We start from the raw sequence: 23,190 nt of genomic DNA on the forward strand, positions 1-23,190 counted from the left end.
TCGGTGGGCCCCGCGATTGGTTGGTTTGGTCCGATCAGTTGACCGATGGCAGCCAGGTAATGAGCTGTGGGAACAGGAACAGCAGCGTTATCGCCAGAATTTGCAGCCCCACGAAGGGGAGCGCGCCGCGGTAGATCATGCCGGTCGTGACCCGGCTTGGCGCCACTCCTCGCAGATAGAAGAGCGAGAAGCCGAAGGGTGGTGTCATGAAGCTGGTCTGCAGGTTCACGCCCACCATCACGCCGAGCCAGATCGGATCTATGCCCAGCGCCAGCAGGATCGGCGCCGTGATCGGGATGATGATGAAGATGATCTCGAACGTGTCGAGAATGAACCCGAGCACGAACATGATAAGCATCACGACAATCATCGCCCCGATGGCGCCGCCCGGCAGATTGGCCAGGAACTCATGAACCAGATTGTCGCCGCCCATCACGCGGAAGACGATCGAGAACACCGACGCGCCGAACAGGATGATGAAAATCATCGAGGTGATCGTCGCGGTAGCCATTGCCGCTTCGCGGAACACCCTGAATGACAACCGCCAGCGCAGTGCCGCCAGGATCGTGGCGCCGACAGCACCCACCGAGCCGGCTTCGGTTGGCGTGGCGATGCCGGTGAGGATCGATCCCAGAACCATGAATATGAGAACCAGCGGGGGGATGAGCGCGACAACGACGTCCTTGACGATGCCCTTGCGGTCTTCCTCGGTCATGGGCGTTGCCGGGCAACTTTCCGGATCGTTGATCGCCTTGAAAATCATCCAGCCGATATAAAGCCCGACCAGTAGGAGACCGGGGATGAAGGCACCGGCGAACAGATCGCCCACGGTCACCGGCACGGGCGCGAAATTGCCCTGCGCCATCTGCACTTGCGCATTGATCGAAGAGAGCATGTCGCCCATGAAGATCAGTACGGTCGAGGGCGGGATGATCTGTCCCAGCGTTCCCGACGCGCAGATCACGCCCGAAGCGAGCTTGGGATCGTATTTTGCCCGCAGCATGGCCGGCAGGGAGATCAGCCCCATTGTGACAACCGTGGCGCCGACGACACCCGTCGAGGCCGCGAGCAGCGCGCCCACGACAATCACCGAGATGCCGAGCCCGCCGCGAAGGCGCCCGAACAGCTTGCCCATGGTCAGCAGCAACTGTTCGGCGATCTTGGATTTTTCCAGCATCACGCCCATGAAGATGAACAGGGGCACCGCCACTAGCACTTCATTGGTCATGTAGCCGATATAGCGGCCCATGAGGTTGCCCATGTTCGAAAAATCGAACACCCCGAAGAAATACCCTATCGCACCAAAGATCAGCGACGTGCCTGCAAGGGTGAACGCCACGGGAAAACCCAGCAGCAAGAAACCGATGACGCCGAAAAACAGGAGGCCTGAGAGAATCTCGCCAATCAGAACACTAGACAACGGGCGTCTCCTCGTCGGTCTCGACCTTGTAGCGATACAGTGGAGGGAGAAGATCTTCCTTGTCGGCCAGAACCAGAATGGCCCGCGCGATCATCGCCACGCCCTGAAGGGCGACGAGAGTCGCAAACACAAGGATAAATGTCTTGAGGACAAACAATCCCGGCATGCCCCCGATGTTCTGGGACGCTTCGAAAAAGCTCCAGGACCGGCGAACGTAAACCAGCCCCCAGTTCCAAACCACGTACATGAACGGAAACAGGAAAACGACCACGCCGATGATATCGAAAACGGCTTTTCGCTTTGTCGAGGCGGGACGGTAGAAAATGTCCACCCGTACATGATCGTCGCGGAACAGCGCGAACCCGGCAATTGCCGTAAACATGGCGCCGCTCAGCCAGATATAAAGGTCCTGCATCCACAGAAAGGTTGTATTGAAGACATATCGCTGGACAACCACGGCGAAACAGACGGCAACGACACCAACCGCCAGCCACGAAACGATATTACCGACAAGCCGGTTCAGGCCACCTATGGCCTGAACAGCTAAGGCGAGCGCGCGCATCCGCTCCTCCTCCCTTGGAAGGGTTTTGTTTTTATCGATAGTACCGCTAGTTGGCGCGCAGGAAAACTGCAAGCAATCACCGAACCGGATTCGTCAAAACGGTACATTTGCCCGTAAAACTGGGTAGCAATGTCAGACCATGCCCCGTCGCCGAAGCATTGTGGCGAGCGCGGTGGCTGCGAACGCCCATGCGGCTCCCAGGGCCCAGCCCCCAATGACGTCGCTTGGGTAGTGAACGCCCAGCAGGACACGGGAGCTGCCGACAAGCGCCGTGAGGACGATGGCTACGCCGTAAAAGAACACCTTTTCCCGCCGTCGCTCCGAGAGCCGTGCCAGCAATGCGCCGAGCGTGAGATAGGTTACGGCGGAAATCATGGAATGCCCGCTGGGAAAGCTCGCTGACAATTCTCCGGCTACGGCCGAGAATTCCGGCCGCGGTCGATCGAAAAATTCCTTGAGCAGGTCGGAAAGCAGCGCTCCGCTGATAACGGCCCCGGCGACGAAGGACGCCGCCGCCACGCGGCGCGTAAGGAGCAAGTAGATCACAACGCTGGAAACCACGAGCGTCAGAACCGAAAAGCTTCCAAGTGCGGTGATATCGCGTACCGCCTCCTGAAACCAGAAAGACCCCAGCATCTGGTCGGGGTCACCCGGCACCCTGAACATCTCGAGAATGGCGATGTCGATCTCGTGGGTTTCCCCCTCGCTTACTTCATCGGCGATTTCGAGAAACGCAAACACCAGTGCGGCGGAAATGCCTATGGCCAACAACACCGCCTGTTCGGCCAATACGAAATCGCGCAGGCGCCGAAACCGGCTCGAAGAGAAGGTTCGCTTGAAAAGTTCCGGCAACATGGGGTCCCCAGGGGCAGTTCAACTGGCTTTGCGAACAGGCCGCACGAGCGACAGGGGTATCGAATTTGAGCCGTTAGGCCCAGCAAAAATCGGCATTTTACCCAATTGCATAACGCAGGTTGCACGACGGGCGAGGTAGGGCATAATCATCGCGGGGGCTCAGACAACGACCGAAGAGGTTTTTGCGTAGCGTGTCCGAAATCTGGCAACCCCTCATTGCCAACCTGGCCGTTGTGGCCCTGTTTTCCTCCATTTGGTCTCTGGCGTCCGATTGGCTGGACAGGCAGCGTTGGATCATTCGCAAGCTTTGCATCGGCCTGCTGGTCGGTAGTGCGGCCGTTTCGACAATGCTCCTGACCGTCGAGATCGTGCCGGGCGTGGTCTATGATCTGCGCACCTGCGTTGTCGCCGTAGGTGCGTTCTTCAGCGGGCCGGTGGTGGCCATCATTGCCATTGTCATGGCCGGTGCGTTTCGCCTGCTGGAGGGCGGGGCAGGGGTGGGGCTTGGTTTTTTCCATCTGGTCATGGCCGCACTTGTCGGGCTTGGCGTCCGGGCCGCAGGCCGCTCTCCCTTGCCCAATCCCTTCTGGATCGTTTTTTTGGCTGCGGCCATGGCCCTGCTGTTGTTGTTTATGGTGTTTATCCTCACGCGCTTTGTCAGCATGGAGGAGGCAAGGGAACTTATCGTGCCCGGTACCGTCCTCACTCTGTTGGCCACGCTCATGATGGGGTTCACCATTCTTGCCACGCGCCGCGCCGGATACGATCGATCAATCCTGAGGGCGGCGCTCGCCCAGGCCCCGGAATTTCTCTACGTCAAGGATACCGACGGTCGGTTTCTCACGGTCAATGAGGCGGTGGCCCATCATCATGGATATGCCGAGCCGGTGGAAATGATGGGCAAGACAGATTTCGATATCACCGGGCACACCCGTGCCCAGGACCTTCATGAACAGGAGCGGGCCATCATGGAGAGCCGGACGCCGCTGCTAGATTTTGAGGAAGAGGTGATCGATAAATCCGGCCAGAAGCGTTGGTATAAAACATCGAAGGTTCCCCTGTCGGGCAAGGATGGCCGGATTGTCGGGCTGGCGGGAATGACCGTCGACACCACGGCGGTCAAGAACCTCGAACGCGAGCTCACCGAAAGTCGCGACCGTCTCTCGCTGGCCATGTCTGAAATGAGCGATGGTCTCGCGCTGTTTGACCGTGAGGGGTATCTGGTTTTCTGCAACGACCAGTATCGCGATGCATTTCCACGGTCGGCGCATGTGCGCGTGCCGGGGAAACACATCAGAGAAATCCTGCTTGAATGCGCACGGGCCGGCGAACAACTCGGCATTCCGGAAAACGACATCGAGGGCTGGGCCGAGCGGGTCGGCAGTCTGCTGCGGGTACCCAATGTCGTCACTGTGGAACTTTTCAATGGCAGCTACCTTCAACTCCGCAACCAGCCGGCAAGCAACGATTCCGCCGTGGTCATCGTCACCGATGTCACCGATCTCAAGCTGGCCGAGCGTGCCCTGATTGAAGCCAATGCCGACCTGTCCCGGCAGGCATCGACCGATGCACTGACCGGGCTTGCCAACAGGCGAGTGTTCGATGAGGTTCTGGAGCGCGACATGGCGCGATGCGGGCGCGCCGGAACGCCCTTGAGCCTCGTACTGCTCGATGTGGACCGCTTCAAACACTACAACGACGTTCACGGCCACCAGGCCGGCGATCGCTGCCTGATTATGGTGGCGAACGCTATAAAGTCCAGCCTGCTGCGGCCGTCCGACCTTGCGGCCCGCTACGGTGGAGAGGAGTTTGCAATCATCCTGCCCGACACCAATCGGGCTGGCGCGGAGGCTGTGGCCGAGCGAATTCGCAATGCGATCGCCGAAGCGAGTACTTGTGAACTTGGCAGCGAGGTCACCGCCAGCCTGGGTGTGGCGGAATATGATCTGTCCAGAGCCCCCACCACACCTGAAAGTCTCGTTCGCCGGGCCGACGGGGCCCTCTATTCGGCCAAGGCCGGGGGTCGCAACAGGGTGATGGCTGCCGCAGGTGAATAGGTCTCGGAACTGAAAGCGGCGTTCCAGAAAAAATTTCAAATTTTTGCTTGCAAAAAAATGCAATCATTATTATCTAGGCGAAAGATCGATATCCAACGTCCAGAGATAGCCCTTATGTCTGCAAGACCCGAAGTTACCGGATTTTTCGAACCGCGTACGTTTTCCATCCAATATGTAGCAGCCGACCCTCGAACCGGGAAATGCGCCATTATAGACCCGGTTCTGGACTACGAGGAAAAGTCCGGTCGCACGGGCACCGTTCAGGCTGACAAACTCCTCGCCTTCATCAAGTCCCGGGGATACGAGCTCGAGTGGATACTGGACACCCATCCCCATGCAGATCATTTCTCTGCGGCCCAGTACTTAAAGGAAAAGACCGGCGCGCGAACAGCAATCGGCGAGAAGGTTGTCGATGTTCAAAAGCTCTGGAAGGATATCTACAACTGGACCGACTTCAGGGCCGATGGCAGTCAGTGGGATAAACTGTTTGCAGAGGGCGAGGAATTCAGGATCGGCAACATACCGGCCCGGGTGATGTTCTCTCCGGGACACACATTGTCCTCCATCACCTATGTCATCGGTGACGCCGCTTTCGTTCACGATACGCTGTTCATGCCCGATAGTGGCACGGCCCGGGCCGATTTTCCCGGCGGAAGTTCGCAAGCGCTCTGGAATTCGATCCAGGCCATTCTGGCACTGCCCGACGAAACACGCATTTTCACGGGCCATGATTATCAGCCCGGCGGCCGCGAGCCGCGATGGGAATCGACGGTGGCCGAACAGAAGGCCACCAATATTCATATGTCGAAATGCAAGACAATGGATGCGTTCAAGGCCGTTCGGGACGCGCGCGACAAGACGCTGCCCATGCCGAAACTGATCCTGCACGCCCTGCAGATCAATACCAATGGCGGCCGGCTGCCCGAGCCCGAATCCAACGGCAGGCGATATCTCAAGATACCGCTCAATGCGCTGGAGGGGGCGTCGTGGTGAGTGAAACCGGAACCCATCAACTGACCGCTCCGACCAGAGTCATCAAAGGCAGGGTCGATGAGGCGACGGCCTTTCTCAAGAAGTTGGCAAACCGCGATCGCCTGCTCGTCGTCTGCGCGCTGGTTGAGGGTGAGCGCAGTGTGCGCGAGCTTGAAGACCTGCTCGATATCCGCCAACCCGGCCTGTCCCAGCAACTGGCCGAACTGCGCAGCGCTGGCATGATCGAGGCCCGCAAGGAGGGCAAGGCGGTGTTTTACCGCCTGTCCGACCCCAAGGTGAAGGCCATCGTTTCCACCATGTACGATCTGTTCTGCGGTCCGGACGCGCAGTGATCTTCCATCCTCTCCTGGTCCATCAAGGCACATTCAATGACTGAATTTACTCCCTGGCTCTCGCTGTCTGGCGGAGCACTGATCGGGCTGGCATCCGTCCTGCTCATGGCGCTTCACGGCCGCATTGCGGGGATGACCGGCATTCTTACCGCTGTCATTCCTCCTGTTCATGGCGATTGGGCATGGCGGGCGGCGTTTCTTAGCGGCGCCATCGTTGCCCCGATCCTCATCGTTGCCATTTTCGGCGATGTCGTCGGCTTTCACAGCGCGGTTCCAATGCCCTGGCTGGTAGCCGGCGGGCTCGTTGTCGGCGTCGGCGTGTACTTCGGGTCCGGCTGCACCTCCGGCCACGGGGTGTGCGGTATCGCCCGGCTGTCGCCGCGTTCGATCGCCGCCACAATCGTGTTCATGGCCTCAACCGCCGTGACAGTCTTTGTCATCCGCCACGTTTTGGGAGGCCTGTGATGCAGAAGGTGATTTTTGCGGCCCTGATCGGGCTGATCTTTGGGGCCGGGATTGCGGTTTCCGGTATGGCCAATCCCGCCAAGGTACTCAATTTCTTTGATTTCGCCGGCACATGGGACCCCTCGCTGGCGCTTGTCATGGGCAGCGCGCTTGCCGTAACCGCCATTGGCTAATTCTTCGTGCTCAGGCGGCCCGCGCCGATCTTTGGCAAGGCGTTCCATCTGCCGACCTCCAGGGAGATCGACCTGCCGCTGGTGGCCGGTTCGGCGATCTTCGGCATCGGCTGGGGCATTACCGGATTTTGCCCAGGTGGGTCGATTCCGGCGCTCGGCCTGGGTGAACCCGATGCCTTCATCTTCGTTGCCGCGATGATCGCCGGCATCATGCTGGCCCGTAACGCCCGCCAGTTCCTGAACAGTCGAACCCCTCAAACCGCAAGGTGATTTCCATGAACATCAAGAAGATCGACGATCGTTTTTCAACCACCGGCCAGATCAATCCTGGCGATATCGAAGCGCTCAGGAATATGGGGTTCGTGGGTATCGTTTGTGCCCGCCCCGATGACGAAGAGCCGGGCCAGCCGAGCTTCGCACAGATCGAATCCGCCGCCAGAAGCGCGGGGCTTTCTGCCTTCCATGTGCCGGTATCCGGCCCGCTGACCGAGGACCAGATCATCCGATTCCATGAAGCGATGGCATCGCTTGAAGGCCCCGTGCTCGGCTATTGCCGCTCGGGTGGCCGTGCCGGCAGCCTTTACGCCACGCTCGATCGATAGGGCACTTGGCCATGCTCGCAAAATACGTCCCCATCCTCAATTGGGGCAGGCGGTATTCGCGCGACAAGTTCGGCCGGGATTTTCTCGCTGCGGTGATCGTTACGATCATGCTGATCCCGCAATCGCTGGCCTATGCGCTGCTGGCCGGACTTCCGCCGGAAGTGGGACTGTACGCTTCCATCCTGCCGCTGGTAGCCTATGCAATCTTCGGGTCTTCCACCTCGCTGGCCGTCGGTCCCGTCGCTGTCGTCTCGCTGATGACCGCGGCCGCGATCGGGCGGATCGCGCAGGAGGGGTCGGCGGATTACGCCAGCGGGGCGATTGTGCTGGCGCTGCTCTCGGGCGGTATTCTCGCGCTTATGGGACTGTTCCGGCTGGGCTTTATCGCCAATTTTCTCTCTCACCCGGTAATCTCCGGCTTCATCACGGCGTCCGGCCTCATCATCGCGACGAGCCAGGTCGGGGGACTGCTCGGCATCTCCAGCACGGGCCATGCAATGCCCGAACTGGTCGGCTCGCTCACCGAAAATCTGGGGCAATTCAATCCCTACACATTCGTCGTGGGTGCAGCCTCGCTCGCGGCACTCATCTGGGTGCGGCTCGGTATGAAGCGGGCTCTGGCTGCGTTGGGGCTGTCGCCGGTCGCGGCTACGTTCGCAGTTCGCTCTGCGCCCGTTATCGTGGTGCTGCTGGCAATCGCTGCCTCGGCTGTCTTCGATCTCGGCGCAAAAGGCGTGGCGCTGGTGGGGAATGTGCCCCAAGGCATACCCGTGCTCTCAATGCCCACTCTCGAACTCGATGTTATCGGCGCTCTGATCGTTCCGGCTCTTATCATTTCGATCGTCGGGTTCGTGGAATCGATTTCCGTCGCGCAAACCCTTGCCGCCAAAAAGCGCGAACGCATCGATCCCGATCAGGAGCTTTTGGGTCTCGGTGCAGCCAATATCGCATCGGCGATCGGCTCGGGTTTCCCGGTGACCGGGGGTTTTGCGCGCTCGGTGGTCAATCACGACGCAGGGGCAGCGACCCCTGCAGCGGGCATGTTCACTGCTGTCGGTATTGCCATTGCAACGCTTTTGTTAACCCCGTTCCTCGCGCTTCTGCCCAAGGCGACGCTGGCCGCAACGATTGTCGTGGCGGTGCTGGCGCTTGTCGATTTCTCGATCCTGGCAAGGGCCTGGGCCTATTCCAGAGCCGATTTTCTTGCAGTGGCGACAACGCTTGCGGGAACGCTGGTCATCGGGGTCGAAGCCGGCATCTCACTTGGCGTTGTGGCATCGCTGGTGGTATTTTTCTACCGCAGTTCGCGGCCACATATGGCAATCGTCGGCCGTGTGCCGGGCACCGAGCACTTCCGCAACATCGACCGGCACGATGTTCGGACCGACCCTCATATTCTCGCGCTGCGGGTCGATGAAAGCCTCTATTTTGCCAATGCGCGTTATCTCGAGGAACGGATTGCCGGCGAGATTTCTGCCAGGCCGGAAATAACCGAGGTCATTCTGATGTGCCCGGCCATCAACGCCATCGACATGTCGGCTCTCGAAAGCCTTGAAGCGATCAATATTCGCCTTACCGAACAAGGCATTGGCCTCAACCTGTCGGAAGTCAAAGGCCCGGTGATGGATCGGCTCAAGCGAACCGATTTCTTAAATCATCTCAACGGCAAGGTGTTCCTCAGCCATCACGATGCCGTGGCGGCGCTGTCGGCTAATCGCGGCCCCTGAACCGGCGCTGATAGGCGGCATCGTATAGCGAGCTGTCGGAAAACCCTTCCGCCGCAAGGGTTTGACCCACAAAGATGATGGCCGTGCGTTCGATGGGATCGGCGGCGACTTTGCCGGCGATGTCGCCGAGCGTACCGCGCACGATCTTTTCCTTGTCCCAGCTTGCCCAGGCGACGATGGCGACGGGGCAATCGGGGCCGTAAAGCGGGGCAAGTTCGGCGACGATTTCGTCGAGCGCATGGATCGCCAGATGAATGGCGAGGGTGGCGCCGCTGGCGCCGAAATTGGCGAGCGTTTCCCGTTCCGGCATGGCGGAGGCGCGGCCGGAAATACGTGTCAGAACAAGGCTTTGCGCGAGAGCGGGTTTGGTCAGCTCCTGTCCAAGGGCTGCCGCCGCGGCGGCAAAGGCCGGAACGCCGGGCGTGAGGGTGTAGGGGATGGAATGAACCTCAAGCCGCCGGATTTGTTCGGCGACCGCGCTCCACATGGAAAGATCGCCGGAATGGAGGCGTGCGACGTCGAGACCGGCGGCGTGGGCGGCGAGATATTCGGCCTCGATCTCATCGAGCGAAAGCGGTGCCGTATCGACGAGACGGGCGTCTTTCGGGCACCAGTCGAGAAGGTCTTTCGGGACGATCGATCCGGCATAAAGGCAGACGGGACAACGGCTTAGGATGTCGCGCCCGCGCACGGTTATGAGGTCCGCCGCGCCGGGTCCTGCGCCAATGAAATGGACGCTCATTTGACCCACACCCATTGGGTCACCGGCATGGCGGGGCGCCAGCCGCTCATGGTGCCCAGCGGCTCGGCGCGGGCGATCTGGACGCGGGTGAGACTGCCGCCCATCTGCTGGTGGAGCAACGCCAAAAGCGCTTCCATTTCAAGGGTTACAGCGTTGGCGACCAGACGGCCTCCGGGCTTGAGGACGGCAATCGCGGCATCGATGACGCCATCTTCGGTGCCGCCGCCCCCGATAAAAATGGCGTCAGGTTGTTCAAGTTTTTCAAGGACTTGTGGCGCGCGCCCGACTCTGATTGTCAGCCCCGGAACGCCCATCAGAGCCGCATTGTCCGCAATGCGGGCACTGCGTATGGGATCGGCCTCGATAGCGATGGCCGACAGCGAAGGGTCCGAAAGCATCCACTCGATGCCCACAGAACCCGAACCTGCGCCGATATCCCACAACAGTTCGCCGCGCCGGGGCGAAAGGGCGGAAAGGGTCAGCGCGCGGATTTCGCGCTTGGTGATCTGCCCGTCATGGCTGAACCAGTCATCGGGCAGGCCGGGCGTCAGAGGAACGATACGCGCATTTTCATCCGCGAGGATATCTATTGCCAGAACATTGAGCGAACTGATGTTTTCGATATCGAACGATTGCGCGAGCGTGGTGCGGACCTTCTCGTGCGGGCCGCCCAGGGCGTCGAGAACCGTTACCGCGCTGCGGCCAAACCCCGCCTCGGTCAAAAGCCCGGAAATCCGGGCCGGTTCGGTCTCATCGGAGGTCAGGGCGAGGATTTTCCGGCCCGGATGGAGGTGCGGCAGAACCAGCTCGATAGGACGACCGTGCAGCGACAATGTGGTCACGTCCTGGAGCGGCCAGCCCATGCGGGCGGCCGCAAGGGAGAACGAGGAAGGGCTTGTAATCACAAGCATTTCCACCGCCGGAATGCGGCGGGCCAGGGTGGCGCCGATGCCGTAATGGAAGGGGTCTCCACTGGCGAGGACACAGACACGCTTGCGGCCGCGCAGCCGGGCGACCTCTTCAATGGAAGTTTCGATCGGGCTTTGCCAGCGGCGCTGTTCGGCGAGGTTCATGCCGCGCACGAGGCGCAGATGGCGCTCACCGCCGAACACCACTTCCGCATTGGCAATCAACGACTTGGTGAGATCGGTGAGACCATCCAGTCCATCTTCTCCGATGCCGACGATTGTGAGCCAGCGATCAGCCATGTTCGGGCACCCAGCGCGGTGTGTAAACGAGATCGGGCTTTTCGGGGCGTTCGATCACCCGTGTGAGGGCATTGCCGATGATGAGGCAGGTGGACATGTCGATGGTCTCGGGCTTCACTTCGGAGAGCGCCAGACGCCCAATGGACCCTCGGTGTACTCCCACGCCACGCCCAATGGACACGACGGTTTCGGGGGGCAGAATTTCGCGCAGGATTTCAAGCGCCTTGCCCAGTTGCCAGGGCCGCGATTTCGAGATCGGGTTGTAAAATGCGATGGCAAAACCGGCGCCGGCGGCGGCGCGGATGCGCTTGTCGATGATCGCCCACGGCTTGAGGTTGTCCGAAAGCGAAATGGCGCAAAAATCATTGCCCAACGGGGCGCCGATCCGGGCCGCTGTTGCCAGCATAGCGGTGACACCGGGCACGATGATAAGTTCGATGCCACGCCAGTCCGGCTCGCCGGTGTCGATGGCTTCGCAGACCGCCGCGGCCATGGCAAAGACCCCCGGATCGCCGCCCGAAACCATGGCGACGGCATTGCCCTCTGCGGCCAGCTCCAGCGCTGCGCGGGCGCGGTCGAGTTCCTCGCGGTTGTCCGAGGGGACGGCGACCTGATCGGGGGAAAGGTTCAGCCGCTCGATATAGGGCTTGTAGCCGAAGAAATGGCTCGATGCGGCAATGGCTGCCTGCGCCTCGAGCGTGATCTGCTCGGGGCTGCCCGGACCCGTGCCGATGACGTACAGCGTGCCGCTCATGGGCGTGCCTTCCAGCCGGGAACCAGGATCTGGCTGAAATAGGGGGCGGGGCTGTCGTCGCGGTCCTTAAGCGGCATGACGACTGCGTTGTCCATGGTGCCGCGTTCGACATAGATGGCGCTGTCGAATTTGCCGGCGGCTTTGAGTGCCTCGCGGATTTTGGGCAGATTGCGGCCGACCTTCATGATGACGGCGCTGTCGGTCGAGCCGAGACGGGCTTGAAGGTCTTTTAGATCGAGCGTTCCGGGCAGGACGGTGAAGATGTCATCGCCCTGCATGAGCGGCACGCCAGCCTGCGACCAGCAACCCGAAAGCGAGGTGACGCCCGCGATCACCTCGGTGGGATAGGCGGGGGCCAGGCGCACATGGACGTGCATATAGGAGCCGTAAAAGAACGGATCGCCTTCCGAGAGCACGGCGACGGTCTTGCCCTGATCGAGATGGTGGGCGATGTGCAGCGCCGCATCGTCAAAGAACGCAGCGATCTGGCTCTTGTAGCTTTGCTCGTGCCGATGGACTTCGGTGGTGACCGGGTATTCCAGCGGCAATTCGATGGCGTTTTCCGGCCAGTGGGGCGCGACGATGGCGCGGGCATTGCCGGGGCGGCCGCGCTTGAGGAAATGGGCCACGACATCCGCATCGAGAATGGCGCGCACGGCCTTGAGCGTCAAAAGCTCGGGATCGCCCGGCCCGGTGCCCACTCCGATCAGTCTGCCTTGTGTCTGACTCATATGCCGGGCCTCGCAAGCGCGTTGAGCGCGGCGGCGGTCATGGCGCTGCCACCAAGGCGGCCCTCCACGATGGCGAAAGGAACGCTGTAGGAATTGTCCTTAAGTGCCTGTTTCGACTCTGCTGCGCCCACGAACCCGACCGGCATACCGATGATGGCAGCAGGTTTGGGCGCACCGTCGCGGAGCAGTTCGAGAAGGTGGAACAGCGCCGTTGGTGCATTGCCGATGGCGACCACGGCGCCTTCGAGACGCGGCAGCCAGATATGGATGGCGGCGGCAGAGCGGGTATTGCCGTGGTCCTGCGCCAGATAGGGGGTCTCGATATTGTTGATCTCGCAGATCACTTCATTGTTCGCCGGCAGGCGCGAGCGGGTGACGCCGCGCGCCACCATTTCGGCATCGGTGAATATGGGCTTGCCGCGTTCGAGTGCTCCGCGCGCCGCTTCGACAAAGCCAGGGGCGAAATGGAAATGGTTGGCGGCCTCAACCATGCCGCAGGCGTGAATCATGCGAACGGCGAGTTCGGCCTCGGCGGGCGAGAAGCGCGAAAGGTCGGCTTCGGCGCGGATGGTGGCGAAGGACTGGCGGTAAATCTCCTGTCCGTCGCGGATATAGTCATAGTGCGTCATTGCTGCCCCAGCCGGCCAAGAACCGAAAGCGTCGTCTCGCCGGGCTGGCGAGTATCGCGGATTCGATTGGCCAAAGAAACGATGCCGGTTTCAATAGCGGCAGGATCGAGCGTTGCAAGCGGTTTGGCATCGGGTGCGCGGTAAAGCGTCAATTGGCTGCCATCGAGCACAATGCCTGGACGGCCCGCATGGGGACAGCCCTTGGCACAGGTGGAAACGTGGATGTGGAACGATCCGTCGACCAGTTCAGGGGCGGCCGAATAAAACCCCTGCGCCAGTTCGGCAGCCTGGATGACCCCTGCGTCGGTGTCTTCGGCGCCCGAGCAGATCGAGAGTTTCACCCCGGTGGCGTCGGGGCGGGTCCAGTAGCCGACCCGCGCAAGGGCCGGGGCAAGATCGCGAAGGGTCGAGGTGTCGAACCCGACAAGAACGATTGAGCGGTCCGGCGCCGTGCGCGCTTCCGCCACGCCCTGTTCGGCCATGATCTGGGCCAGATCGCGAACCTGGCGCGCGCGCACCTGGCCGAAGGGCAGGCCGACGCGCAGGGCGGGCGCATGGTCCGAAAGGCTCAGGGGGCCGACCATGTAGCTCGATGGACGGACGCTCGAATGGGCAAGCGGGCGGAGGTTTTCGATTTTCGCGGCGATGCGCGGAGCGGCAATGTCGCCGGCGCGCGCACGCGGGCCTTCGGCCTGAAGCGCCTCAAGGATGATTGCCACGGCGGCGGGGATTTCGCCCTCGTCGAGTTCGCCAAGCGTATCGCTGCCCAGTTCGATCGCCCAGCCATCGGGCCGGGCGATCAGCCGGATATCGGCCTTGAGGCCGTCGAGCAGGACCTGTCCACCCGTGACGAGCACGATGGAAAGCTTTGGCGAAAGCGGGCCGTGGGCGAGCGCATCGTTGCAGACGGCGCGCAGGGCGCGGGCCAGCGGGCGTGGGTCGGCCATGGCCTTGGGATCGTCGCCGGCCAGCGGGGAGATTTCGATGGCAGGCGCGGGCTGGGCGGCGATACCGGCAGTGGCAAGCGCGTCGCGAAAGGGGGCGGCTGAAGATTCGGAAAGCCCACGCACCTGCAGATTGCCCCGCGCCGTGACCTCGATCAGCCCGTTGCCATGGACGTCCGCGGCGTCGGCCAGCGCCGCGAGCTGGTCGGGTGAAAGCCCCGTTTCAGGGCGAAAGCGGGCGAGCAGGCCATCGGCGACGGCCATGGGGTTTTCGAGGGTCGGGCAGGCGCCGCGTGAGGTTGGAGATGCTGTCATGTGCGTCTCTTAGCAAGCGGAAGCGAGGCGAGATAGGGGAGAGTGCTGACTTTACGGCTGGCATCGTGGGGGCGTGGTTGAGATGGATTCCGGCAATGAATGCCGGAATGACAGAGGGGGGATGGCGCTATTGCCGCCGCCAACTCGGTGTCACCCCGGGATTTATTCCCGGGGTCCATCATGACGGCTTTACGTCCGTCGCAACAGGTAGATGTCCATGATCCAGCCATGCCGGGCGCGGGCGGCGTCGCGGGTGCTGGAAATCTGGTCGCGTACGTCGGCGAGGGGGCCTTCTACGAGGATCTGGTTATCCATCCCGGCATAGGCCGCCCAATAGATATGAAGGCCGGTGGGGTCGATGCTGGCATAAGTTTTCTTGCCGTCGAGCATGACAACGACCGTATCGGCGCCCTCGGGCCAGCCTGCCGCGAGCTTGCGGCCCGTCGTGATGGTCACCGGGTTGCCGATGGTGTTGAGCGGGATGGCGAAAGCGGCGGTCAGCGCGGCAATCGCGGTGATGCCGGGGATGACTTCGACGGTGAAGGCGAGATCGGTTTTCGCCTTGACCGATGCAAGGATGCGCAGCGTGCTGTCGTAAAGGCCGGGATCGCCCCAGACCAGGAGGGCGCCAGTGGCGTCTTCGGGGGCTTTGGCGAACATCTCGACATAGCTTTGCGCAATCAGATCGTGCCAGTCGAGGACGCGCTGGGTATAATCGCCGATGGCCTCGTTGCGGGCCGAAATGGGGTATTCGACAAGCGCGTAGGCCCGCGAGATGTAGCGTTCGCAGATCGTCGTGCGGATGGCGGCCAGCGCCGATTTTTCCTCGCCCTTGGTGGGAATGAAGATCACATCGGTCCGGTTGAGCGCTGCGATGGCCTGCATGCTCAGATGCTCGGGATTGCCCGTGCCAATGCCGACGACGAAAAGTTTTTTCATGGCTGCTTTAGAGCATGGGATTGCGCCGCCGCAAAGATGCCGAAAATTTTCCAGGCTGGGTCTTGTGTCCCGGACCACCAGTCGTTAGATGGGGGCATCTTCCGCGTTTTATCCGGCGCGGATTTTTTTATGGAGCGTTCCCAGAAAAAGTGGTTCCACTTTTTCGGTTCGGGAGCGCGACAAACAGAAAATGGCCCGTCGCCCATCCCCGCATTTGGGGACCAAGGAGGTTCGAACGCAAGAATTGACGCTACAGACACCTTATTATCTGCTCGACAAATCGGTACTTCTCCGAAATCTGGAAAAAATATCGTATTTGCGTCAGGCTTCCGGCGTCAAATGCGTGCTTGCGCTCAAGGCTTTCGCGACATGGTCGGTGTTCGACATCATGGCCGAACACATGGACGGCACGACCTCCTCATCGCTCAATGAAGTCAAGCTCGGGGCCGAAAAATTCGGCGGCGAGACCCATGCCTATTCGGTGGCCTGGGCCGATCATGAGATCGATGAAGCCATCGCAAACTGCGACAAGATCATCTTCAACTCGGTCAACCAGCTCGAGCGCTATGCCGGCAAGGCAAAGGCGCAGGGCAAGGCGATCGGGCTGCGGCTCAATCCGGGCGTGTCCCATTCCCACTTCATCCTCGCCGACCCGGCGCGGCCCTTTTCGCGGCTGGGCGAGTGGGACATGGAGCGGGTCAAACCCGTTCTGGATCGTATCTCAGGCGTGATGTTCCACTTCAACTGCGAGAACGACGAGTACGACAGCCTCGATATGCTGCTCAAGACCATCGAGGAACGTTACGGCGAAATTCTGCATGGATTGGAATGGGTTAGCCTTGGTGGCGGAATCCGTTTCACAAATGAAGATTACCCAATCGAAAAGCTCGCCGCGCGGCTCAAGGCAATGAGCGAGCGCTATGGCATCCAGCTTTATCTCGAGCCGGGCGAGGCCTCGGTTACTGGATCGACCACGCTCGAAGTGTCGGTACTGGACGTCGTCTATAACGGCAAGCACGTCGCTATCGTTGACTCATCGACTGAAGCGCATATGCTCGATCTGCTGACCTATAGCGAATACACAAATGTAGCGCCCAACAGCGGGCCCTACACGTATATTGTCTGCGGCAAAACTTGCCTTGCCGGAGACATTTTTGGAGAGTTCCAGTTCGAGACCGAACTCAAGGCTGGGGACCGTATCTCGTTTCTCGATGCCGGCGGTTACACCATGGTCAAGAAAAACTGGTTCAACGGGGTCCAGATGCCGTCTATCGCGGTACGTCACCTGGACGGGCAAGTGGAGCTCGTAAAAGAGTTCACGTTTGAGGACTACGCGCAGAGCCTGTCGTAACCTGGGGTGAGATCCCGATTTCGAACAGCGTGCGTAGCTTGGTTCAACCTCTGAAAAGGTGTTTCGTGAAAATTGAAAAAGAACGTGCTGATTATCGGTGCTGGAGGTGTGGCGCAGGTCGTCGCCCATAAGGCTGCAATGGCAAACGACGTGCTGGGCGATATCCATATCGCGTCGCGCACGCTGGACAAATGCCAGGCCATCGTTTCGAGCGTGCTCGAAAAGAAGTCCCTCAAAAAGCCCGGTGTTATCGAGGCCCATCGGCTCGATGCCCTCGATATCGAAGCGACCAAGGCGCTGATCGCCAAAACACGGTCGCAGATCGTCATCAATGTCGGCTCCGCCTTCATCAATATGAGCGTGCTCGAGGCGTGCATCCAAACGGGTGTGGCTTATATCGACACGGCCATCCATGAAGAGCCCGAAAAGATTTGTGAGACGCCGCCCTGGTATTCCAATTACGAATGGAAGCGGCGCGAGCGGTGCGAGAAGGCCGGCGTGACGGCAATTCTGGGCGCCGGGTTCGATCCCGGTGTCGTCAATGCCTATGCGGCGCTGGCGGTGGACGAATATTTCGACACTGTCGATTCAATCGATATCATCGACATCAATGCCGGGTCGCACGGCAAGTATTTCGCCACCAATTTCGACCCGGAAATCAATTTCCGCGAATTTACCGGCGTGGTCTATTCCTGGCAGGACAGCCAGTGGCAGACCAACAAGATGTTCGAGGTCTCGCGCACCGACGATCTTCCGGTGGTCGGCGAGCGCACGTCCTATCTGTCGGGGCACGACGAGCTCCATTCGCTCTCGCGCAATCTCGACGTGCCCGATATCCGCTTCTGGATGGGGTTCGGCGAGCACTACATCAACGTCTTTACCGTGCTCAATTCGCTCGGCCTGCTCTCCGAGCAGCCTGTGACAACGGCCGAAGGGCTCGAAGTGGTGCCGCTCAAGGTGGTCAAGGCCGTGCTGCCCGATCCGTCCTCACTTGCTCCCGAATATGAGGGCAAGACCTGCATCGGCGATCTGGTGAAGGGCAAGAAGGACGGGGAGGACCGTGAGGTCTTCATCTACAACGTCGCCGACCACAAGGATGCGTATAACGAGGTGGGCAGCCAGGGCATTTCCTATACGGCCGGCGTGCCGCCGGTGGCCGCGGCGATCCTTGTCGCGAAGGGCACCTGGGATTGCCACAAGATGGTCAATGTCGAGGAACTGCCCCCGCAGCCCTTCCTCGGTCTGCTCAACAAGATGGGGCTCCAGACCTCGATCCGCGACGAGAACGGCGAACGCGACCTCTCGTTCGAGGGCTGGACGCCGCCTGCGGCGGCCATTGCCGGAAAAGTTGCCGGCAAGCGCTGAACGCGACAATGCTGTTTAGGGGCTCGCTTCGGCGGGCCCTTTTCAGTTTGCGGCGACGGGAATGTTTTTTGCAGCTTGAGCGACAGGGCAGGCGCTCGATCGGTATCCATAAGAGCCGGCCCCTGACCGATTGGGCATAGGGGGTATCGCCGCTTGTGACTGGTTGGCGGGCAAAATGCGTCTATTGTCGGGCCGTTTCGTATTGCGGGTGCGATTATGCGAGAAATTTGCTGGAGAGGACTGCTCCATGAATGAAATGGTGACCAGCCCGCCGCCGCGTTCGGGTATCGTGCAGTCGATCGACCGGGCCATGGCCATCCTCGAAGTGCTTGGCGAGGATGAGGAAGGCTACCGCCTGACCGACCTGGCCAGACGCACCGGCCTTTCGGTTTCCACCGTGCACCGGCTGTTGACCACGCTCGAGCAGCGCCGCTTCGTGCAGTTCGACCGCTCCGATGGCATGTGGCACGTCGGGCGCGGCGCGTTCACCATCGGCTCGGCCTTCGTGCGCCAGCGCAATTTCGTGGCGCCGGCCCTCCCGCTCCTGCGCCGCCTGCGCGACCAGACCCGCGAAACCGTCAATCTCGGCATCGTCGATGACGGAGAGGTTGTGGTGCTGACCCAGGTGGAAAGCCGCGAGATCATGCGTGCGATCACCAGGGTCGGGGGCAGGGCGCCCGTCGTCAACTCGGGGATGGGCAAAGCGATCCTCGCCAGCTATTCCGACGCCGATGTGGATGCGGCAATTTCCCGGCACGGGCTCCGCAAGATAACGGAAAAATCGATAACCGGGGCTTCCGCGCTCCGCGCCGATATCGCCACCATCCGCCAGCGGGGTTATGCGCTCGACGATGAGGAGTTCGTGACAGGGCTCAGATGCGCCGCGGCGGTGGTCTATAACGCACAGGCAGAAGCCCTGTGCGCGATTTCGATTTCCGGGCTTGCGGTGCGCGTCAGCGACGAACGGCTGCACGTGCTCGGGCGGCTGATCGCCGAGGCGGCAAAGGAACTGACGGTTATTCTGGGTGGGCAGTTGCCGGGGCGGTGAGGCACACGCGACCGGGTTTGAGGGGTGGCGCCTTTAGAGCATTTCCGCTTTTCTTCGAATCGCGAAAATCCTCTAAGTTGTTGTTTCGTCGCGCGTCCGAACCGCAAAACCGTTTCCACTTTTGCTGGACGCGCTCTAGATGGATTCCGGCAATGAATGCCGGAATGACAGCGGGTTTTGGTTGGCCATTTCGTTTCACCTCCACGCTGTCATCCCGGGCGAAGACCGGTAACCGGCAGAGGTGGCGATTCTGTCCTAGGCGCTGAGTGTACTGGATCCCGGCTCAGGGCCGGGATGACACCGGCGGGAGATGGCTCGCCAAAACGGCTGGCGGACAGTGCCCGCCAGCCGGAAACGGGATCAATCCCCCATTACGACGCCTTCGCGGCGCTTGTCGGCGGCGCCGATCAGGCCCTCATCGGTGAGCTTGATCACGTGCAGGCCGGAGTTGAGGTTGGTGACATTGACCTCGTGGCCCAGAGCTTCCAGTCCGGCGGCCAGTTCTTCGGACCCTTCACCCTCTTCGATGTTGGTGCCGCCATTGAAATTGGTCACGTGCGGCAGGTCGATGGCCTCTTGCGGGTCCATGCCCCAATCGAGCAGTGAGACCAGCGACAGGGCCGTGTAGTGGATGATCGCCGCACCGCCGGGGCTGCCGGTCAAAAGCACTGGAGCATCGTTTTCAAAGACGATGGTTGGTGCCATTGACGAACGTGGGCGCTTGCCGGGCTCGACCCGGTTGGCAATGGGGGCGCCATCGGCTTCCGGCGCGAACGAGAAGTCGGTCAACTCGTTGTTGAGCAGATAGCCCCGGGTCATCACCCGGCTGCCAAAGCCGCTTTCGATCGTCGTCGTCGCCGAAATCGCATTGCCATCGGCATCGACGATGACGAAATGCGAGGTGCCGGCGCGCGGGCGCTCGATGTCGGACGCGAGCAGCGCTTCGTTCCATCCGGGAGGAACGCCGGGGGACGCGCTGCCCATCGAGGTTTCAGGATCGATCAGCGCGCTGCGTTCGGCCAGATAGGCGTCGTCGAGATAGCCTTCGGGGATATCGACGAAGTCGCTATCGCCCAGATAGAGCCCGCGATCGGCAAAGGCCAGCCGCGAGGCTTCGGCGAACAGGTGACGGAATTCGACGCCATCTTCCATTGCCGGAATGTCGAAGGGTTCGAGCAGTCCCAGAATCTGGCCAACGGTCAGCGCACCCGAGGACGGCGGGCCCATGCCGCAGACTTCATAGCCGCGATAATCCATGCAGACCGGATCGCGCATCTCCACGGTATAGGCCTCGAAATCCTCCATGGTGAGGATGCCCGGGTTGATATTGGTGTTGAGCGCCGCAACGATGTCTTGAGCGATTTCGCCCGTATAAAAGGGGGCCGCGCCTTCGGCTGCATAGAGTTTGAGCGTATCGGCATAGGCCTGATTGGTCAGGGTCGAGCCCTCGGCAATCGGTTCTCCGCCGGGAAGGAAGTATTCGGCGGTTTCCACGAACGTATCGAGCCCGGTCGCTCCGGCCACCGAATCCGCCATGCGCTGGGTCACGGTGAAGCCGTTTTCGGCGGTATCTATGGCGGGCTCGAGCAATTCGGCCCAATCCATCGTGCCGTGATCGGCATGAAGGGTTTCGAGCAGCATCGGCGTGCCGGGCACGCCGGCTGAACGTCCCCCGATCACGGCGTCCATGAAGCCCATGGGTTCACCATTCTCGTCGAGCCAATAATCGCCATCGGCGGCCAGCGGCGCCTTTTCGCGCGCATCATAGGTCGCCAATTCACCGGTTTCAGCATCCCAATAGAGCAGGAATGCGCCGCCGCCGAGCCCGGAGCTTTGCGGTTCGACCAGCCCGAGCATGGTCTGGACGGCAACCGCCGCGTCGGCTGCCGAACCGCCAGCGGCGAGAACGTCGTAGCCGGCCTGCGTGGCCAGCGGATGGGCCGAGGCCACCATAAAATCCTCGGCCATCACGGACTCGTTATCGGCAATGGCTGTCGTATCTTCGGGTTGGGGAGCGTCCTGTGCCCAGACGGGTACAGATGAAAGGAGAGCGGCGGAAAGCAAGGCTCCGCCGTGACGTAGAACATGCATGATAATCCTCATCCTTTGTTTCGAGTCGCTTCACCTCCCCCAATGCGGCGGCGCGGCCCTTCTCTGGAAGTGTGGCTGTCCCAAGGGCCAGCCTGCGCAGTGAAAGCCCATACGAGGACGAGGGCAAGCCTAATTCGCCCGTCATGCGGTGGTGGAATGAAGGGATTGAAATCCGATGGCTTGACTTTCCGTCTCAACAGGCAGATTCAACACGGCCCAATTTTGCGTGCGCGCTGGAGCGGCGGGCCCGCCAGACCAAGAGATATCCAATGTCACCAACCGATGTGAACGGCGCGTCCGCGCCCCAGACGCCTTTGGGCGAACCCGACAACGCGGCCCGCAACAGGCTGGTTATTGGCCTGCTGCTGGTTTCGGCCTTTGTGGTGATTCTCAACGAAACCATCATGAGCGTGGCAATTCCGCACCTGATGGCTGACCTCGACATCAGTGCCAGCGCCGCGCAATGGCTGACCTCAGCCTTCATGCTGACGATGGCCGTGGTCATCCCGATCACGGGCTATCTGCTGCAAAGGCTCAATACACGCCCGGTCTTTATCCTGGCCATGTCGGCATTCAGCGCCGGAACGCTGCTTTCGGGCATCGCGCCGGGCTTTGAAGTGCTGCTTGTCGGGCGCATCATCCAGGCCTGCGGCACCGCCATCATGATGCCGCTGCTCATGACCACGGTCATGAACCTTGTGCCACCCGAATCCCGTGGGCGGACAATGGGCAATATTTCAATCGTCATTTCGGTGGCGCCCGCCCTGGGTCCCACAATAGGCGGGTTCATTCTCGAGCATCTCGAATGGCGCTGGATGTTCTATCTGGTGCTGCCCATCGCTCTTGCCGCTTTGGCTCTGGGTGCGGCAAGGATCCAGAACGTGACGACTCCTTCCAAGGCGCCGCTCGACGTCTTCTCGGTCATTCTTGCAGCGTTGGGTTTCGGCGGGCTGGTCTATGGATTGAGCAGTCTGGGCGGTGACGCATCCCATGGAGGCGGGACGACGGTCTTTCCCGCATGGGTACCGGTGGTGGTTGGCGTGGTCGGGCTCGGCGTGTTCATCACCCGCCAGTTCGCTCTCCAGAAGCGCGACGCGGCACTGCTGGACCTGCGGACTTTCGGAACACCGGTATTCACCGTCAGCGTCATCATGATGGCGATTTCGATGATGGCCATGTTCGGCTCGCTTATCCTGCTCCCGATCTATATGCAGAACGTGCTGGGGCTCGATGCGTCCCAGACGGGGCTGACCCTGCTTCCAGGTGGACTCGTCATGGGGCTGATGGCTCCATTTGTCGGGCGTCTTTTCGACAGGTTCGGGCCAACGGTACTGATCGTGCCGGGCACGGTTCTGGTGAGCGGGGTGCTCTGGGGCATGACCACGCTGAACCAGTTCACCTCGATCTACTTCATCCTCGGCCTGCACATTACCCTCAGCCTGGGGCTGGCGCTGATGTTTACCCCGCTGTTCACCTCAAGCCTCGGCTCGCTGCCGCGTCATCTTTATTCGCATGGTAGCGCGGTGATCGGTACCATCCAGCAGGTCGCCGGTGCGGCGGGCATTGCGCTGTTCGTCTCGCTGATGACCTTGCGCGCCGCCGATCTGGTCGCCGATGGCGTCGAGGCGGTCCCGGCCATGTCGCAGGGTATCCAACTGGCGTTCCTGTGCGGCGCGATCATCTCGATGTTCGCGATCGTGGCGGCATTTTTCATCCGCCGGCCGCCGGCACAGCCCCTCGGCGCCGAACCGGTGCCCGGGCACTGACCGGACGAAAAGCAAGAACCGCCGAAATAAGGCGCTGCCCTCGGGCGGCGCCTTTTTTCTGGCGGACTTTGGCCGATTTGAATGGCTACAAGAACGTACCGTTCACAAAATCCTAACTTGA

The 23,190-nt window shown here is 61.0% G+C and carries 21 protein-coding genes and 1 pseudogene; 11 read left to right on the top strand and 11 right to left on the bottom strand.

Translation table 11 applies throughout. The features are described from left to right. Nucleotides 1–34: 34 nt before the first annotated feature. The 3 genes from KKY_RS04395 to KKY_RS04405 all read right to left on the bottom strand — a co-directional run bounded on the left by KKY_RS04395 (nucleotide 35) and on the right by KKY_RS04405 (nucleotide 2,837). Nucleotides 35–1,420, bottom strand: coding sequence for a TRAP transporter large permease (locus KKY_RS04395; protein ID WP_014130101.1), 1,386 nt, complete (start codon nucleotides 1,418–1,420; stop codon nucleotides 35–37). Next, entirely contained in the window at nucleotides 1,413–1,982 is a 570-nt protein-coding gene (locus KKY_RS04400) for a TRAP transporter small permease subunit (RefSeq protein WP_014130102.1), read from the bottom strand. Before KKY_RS04400 ends, KKY_RS04395 begins: the two co-directional genes overlap by 8 nt. A 132-nt stretch (nucleotides 1,983–2,114) precedes the next feature. Beyond that, nucleotides 2,115–2,837, bottom strand: a complete 723-nt coding sequence (locus KKY_RS04405; protein ID WP_014130103.1) for a phosphatase PAP2 family protein — start codon at nucleotides 2,835–2,837, stop codon at nucleotides 2,115–2,117. A gap of 191 nt (nucleotides 2,838–3,028) precedes the next feature. Here KKY_RS04405 and KKY_RS04410 point away from each other — a divergent pair, with 191 nt between their 5' ends. From KKY_RS04410 to KKY_RS04440, 7 genes and pseudogenes are all read left to right on the top strand, one after another. Continuing rightward, nucleotides 3,029–4,894 carry a diguanylate cyclase gene (locus tag KKY_RS04410; RefSeq protein ID WP_014130104.1) on the top strand — a complete coding sequence of 622 codons (1,866 nt, stop codon included), beginning with the start codon at nucleotides 3,029–3,031 and terminating at the stop codon, nucleotides 4,892–4,894. A 114-nt stretch (nucleotides 4,895–5,008) separates the two neighbouring features. Then, nucleotides 5,009–5,887 (top strand): MBL fold metallo-hydrolase, encoded by an 879-nt coding sequence (locus KKY_RS04415; RefSeq protein ID WP_014130105.1) that lies wholly within the window; start codon nucleotides 5,009–5,011, stop codon nucleotides 5,885–5,887. Further along, nucleotides 5,881–6,219, top strand: a complete 339-nt coding sequence (locus KKY_RS20255; protein WP_014130106.1) for an ArsR/SmtB family transcription factor — start codon at nucleotides 5,881–5,883, stop codon at nucleotides 6,217–6,219. Before KKY_RS04415 ends, KKY_RS20255 begins: the two co-directional genes overlap by 7 nt. Before the next feature lie 36 nt (nucleotides 6,220–6,255). Beyond that, nucleotides 6,256–6,684, top strand: a complete 429-nt coding sequence (locus KKY_RS04425) for a YeeE/YedE family protein (RefSeq protein WP_014130107.1) — start codon at nucleotides 6,256–6,258, stop codon at nucleotides 6,682–6,684. Further along, nucleotides 6,684–7,127, top strand: a pseudogene (locus KKY_RS04430) (DUF6691 family protein). Before KKY_RS04425 ends, KKY_RS04430 begins: the two are co-directional and overlap by 1 nt. Nucleotides 7,128–7,132: 5 nt before the next feature. Continuing rightward, nucleotides 7,133–7,459: a protein tyrosine phosphatase family protein gene (locus KKY_RS04435; RefSeq protein ID WP_014130108.1), complete on the top strand. Its 327-nt coding sequence runs from the start codon at nucleotides 7,133–7,135 to the stop codon at nucleotides 7,457–7,459. A gap of 11 nt (nucleotides 7,460–7,470) precedes the next feature. Next, nucleotides 7,471–9,186 (top strand): SulP family inorganic anion transporter, encoded by a 1,716-nt coding sequence (locus KKY_RS04440; protein WP_014130109.1) that lies wholly within the window; start codon nucleotides 7,471–7,473, stop codon nucleotides 9,184–9,186. Here KKY_RS04440 and cobM read toward each other — a convergent pair. From cobM to cobF, 7 genes are all read right to left on the bottom strand, one after another. Then, nucleotides 9,170–9,928: a precorrin-4 C(11)-methyltransferase gene (gene cobM / locus KKY_RS04445; RefSeq protein ID WP_014130110.1), complete on the bottom strand. Its 759-nt coding sequence runs from the start codon at nucleotides 9,926–9,928 to the stop codon at nucleotides 9,170–9,172. The two genes, KKY_RS04440 and cobM, sit on opposite strands and share 17 nt — an antisense overlap. After that, nucleotides 9,925–11,136, bottom strand: a complete 1,212-nt coding sequence (locus KKY_RS04450) for a bifunctional cobalt-precorrin-7 (C(5))-methyltransferase/cobalt-precorrin-6B (C(15))-methyltransferase (protein ID WP_014130111.1) — start codon at nucleotides 11,134–11,136, stop codon at nucleotides 9,925–9,927. Before KKY_RS04450 ends, cobM begins: the two co-directional genes overlap by 4 nt. After that, nucleotides 11,129–11,890, bottom strand: a complete 762-nt coding sequence (gene cobJ, locus KKY_RS04455) for a precorrin-3B C(17)-methyltransferase (RefSeq protein ID WP_014130112.1) — start codon at nucleotides 11,888–11,890, stop codon at nucleotides 11,129–11,131. Before cobJ ends, KKY_RS04450 begins: the two co-directional genes overlap by 8 nt. Then, nucleotides 11,887–12,621 (bottom strand): precorrin-2 C(20)-methyltransferase, encoded by a 735-nt coding sequence (locus KKY_RS04460; RefSeq protein ID WP_041528578.1) that lies wholly within the window; start codon nucleotides 12,619–12,621, stop codon nucleotides 11,887–11,889. The genes cobJ and KKY_RS04460 overlap by 4 nt, the downstream gene beginning before the upstream one ends. Continuing rightward, a complete protein-coding gene (locus KKY_RS04465) occupies nucleotides 12,618–13,250 on the bottom strand; it encodes a precorrin-8X methylmutase (RefSeq protein WP_014130114.1) in 633 nt (210 codons plus the stop codon). Before KKY_RS04465 ends, KKY_RS04460 begins: the two co-directional genes overlap by 4 nt. After that, the gene (locus KKY_RS04470; protein WP_014130115.1) at nucleotides 13,247–14,509 is read right to left on the bottom strand and encodes a cobalamin biosynthesis protein CobG; all 1,263 of its coding nucleotides are present in this window, start codon (nucleotides 14,507–14,509) and stop codon (nucleotides 13,247–13,249) included. The genes KKY_RS04465 and KKY_RS04470 overlap by 4 nt, the downstream gene beginning before the upstream one ends. 189 nt (nucleotides 14,510–14,698) lie before the next feature. Continuing rightward, complete coding sequence (gene cobF, locus KKY_RS04475; protein WP_014130116.1) at nucleotides 14,699–15,448, bottom strand: precorrin-6A synthase (deacetylating); 750 nt, start codon at nucleotides 15,446–15,448, stop codon at nucleotides 14,699–14,701. Nucleotides 15,449–15,638: 190 nt separating this feature from the next. Between cobF and KKY_RS04480 the strand changes: the two genes are divergently transcribed. The 3 genes from KKY_RS04480 to KKY_RS04490 all read left to right on the top strand — a co-directional run bounded on the left by KKY_RS04480 (nucleotide 15,639) and on the right by KKY_RS04490 (nucleotide 19,212). Beyond that, complete coding sequence (locus KKY_RS04480; protein ID WP_139304966.1) at nucleotides 15,639–16,799, top strand: carboxynorspermidine decarboxylase; 1,161 nt, start codon at nucleotides 15,639–15,641, stop codon at nucleotides 16,797–16,799. Nucleotides 16,800–16,871: 72 nt separating this feature from the next. Then, nucleotides 16,872–18,164, top strand: a complete 1,293-nt coding sequence (locus KKY_RS04485) for a saccharopine dehydrogenase family protein (RefSeq protein ID WP_014130118.1) — start codon at nucleotides 16,872–16,874, stop codon at nucleotides 18,162–18,164. A 247-nt stretch (nucleotides 18,165–18,411) separates the two neighbouring features. Then, nucleotides 18,412–19,212, top strand: coding sequence for an IclR family transcriptional regulator (locus KKY_RS04490; RefSeq protein WP_014130119.1), 801 nt, complete (start codon nucleotides 18,412–18,414; stop codon nucleotides 19,210–19,212). A 360-nt stretch (nucleotides 19,213–19,572) separates the two neighbouring features. On the opposite strand, the gene ggt is transcribed toward KKY_RS04490, so the two are convergent. Next, nucleotides 19,573–21,303, bottom strand: coding sequence for a gamma-glutamyltransferase (ggt, locus tag KKY_RS04495; RefSeq protein ID WP_014130120.1), 1,731 nt, complete (start codon nucleotides 21,301–21,303; stop codon nucleotides 19,573–19,575). Between the two features lie 269 nt (nucleotides 21,304–21,572). Here ggt and KKY_RS04500 point away from each other — a divergent pair, with 269 nt between their 5' ends. After that, nucleotides 21,573–23,069 (top strand): MDR family MFS transporter, encoded by a 1,497-nt coding sequence (locus KKY_RS04500; protein WP_014130121.1) that lies wholly within the window; start codon nucleotides 21,573–21,575, stop codon nucleotides 23,067–23,069. The last annotated feature ends 121 nt before the right edge of the window (nucleotides 23,070–23,190 follow it).

It is taken from the genome of Pelagibacterium halotolerans B2, from assembly GCF_000230555.1.
In the GTDB taxonomy this organism is placed as follows: Bacteria; Pseudomonadota; Alphaproteobacteria; order Rhizobiales; family Devosiaceae; genus Pelagibacterium; species Pelagibacterium halotolerans.

Bases quoted from the DNA above. Each gene is read 5' to 3' on its own strand.
- KKY_RS04400 (WP_014130102.1), bottom strand. From the start codon at position 1,982: ATGCGCGCGCTCGCCTTAGCTGTTCAGGCCATAGGTGGCCTGAACCGG.
- KKY_RS04405 (WP_014130103.1), bottom strand. From the start codon at position 2,837: ATGTTGCCGGAACTTTTCAAGCGAACCTTCTCTTCGAGCCGGTTTCGG.
- KKY_RS04415 (WP_014130105.1), top strand. From the start codon at position 5,009: ATGTCTGCAAGACCCGAAGTTACCGGATTTTTCGAACCGCGTACGTTT.
- KKY_RS04425 (WP_014130107.1), top strand. From the start codon at position 6,256: ATGACTGAATTTACTCCCTGGCTCTCGCTGTCTGGCGGAGCACTGATC.
- KKY_RS04435 (WP_014130108.1), top strand. From the start codon at position 7,133: ATGAACATCAAGAAGATCGACGATCGTTTTTCAACCACCGGCCAGATC.
- KKY_RS04440 (WP_014130109.1), top strand. From the start codon at position 7,471: ATGCTCGCAAAATACGTCCCCATCCTCAATTGGGGCAGGCGGTATTCG.
- cobM (WP_014130110.1), bottom strand. From the start codon at position 9,928: ATGAGCGTCCATTTCATTGGCGCAGGACCCGGCGCGGCGGACCTCATA.
- KKY_RS04450 (WP_014130111.1), bottom strand. From the start codon at position 11,136: ATGGCTGATCGCTGGCTCACAATCGTCGGCATCGGAGAAGATGGACTG.
- cobJ (WP_014130112.1), bottom strand. From the start codon at position 11,890: ATGAGCGGCACGCTGTACGTCATCGGCACGGGTCCGGGCAGCCCCGAG.
- KKY_RS04460 (WP_041528578.1), bottom strand. From the start codon at position 12,621: ATGAGTCAGACACAAGGCAGACTGATCGGAGTGGGCACCGGGCCGGGC.
- KKY_RS04465 (WP_014130114.1), bottom strand. From the start codon at position 13,250: ATGACGCACTATGACTATATCCGCGACGGACAGGAGATTTACCGCCAG.
- KKY_RS04470 (WP_014130115.1), bottom strand. From the start codon at position 14,509: ATGACAGCATCTCCAACCTCACGCGGCGCCTGCCCGACCCTCGAAAAC.
- cobF (WP_014130116.1), bottom strand. From the start codon at position 15,448: ATGAAAAAACTTTTCGTCGTCGGCATTGGCACGGGCAATCCCGAGCAT.
- KKY_RS04480 (WP_139304966.1), top strand. From the start codon at position 15,639: ATGGCCCGTCGCCCATCCCCGCATTTGGGGACCAAGGAGGTTCGAACG.
- KKY_RS04490 (WP_014130119.1), top strand. From the start codon at position 18,412: ATGAATGAAATGGTGACCAGCCCGCCGCCGCGTTCGGGTATCGTGCAG.
- ggt (WP_014130120.1), bottom strand. From the start codon at position 21,303: ATGCATGTTCTACGTCACGGCGGAGCCTTGCTTTCCGCCGCTCTCCTT.
- KKY_RS04500 (WP_014130121.1), top strand. From the start codon at position 21,573: ATGTCACCAACCGATGTGAACGGCGCGTCCGCGCCCCAGACGCCTTTG.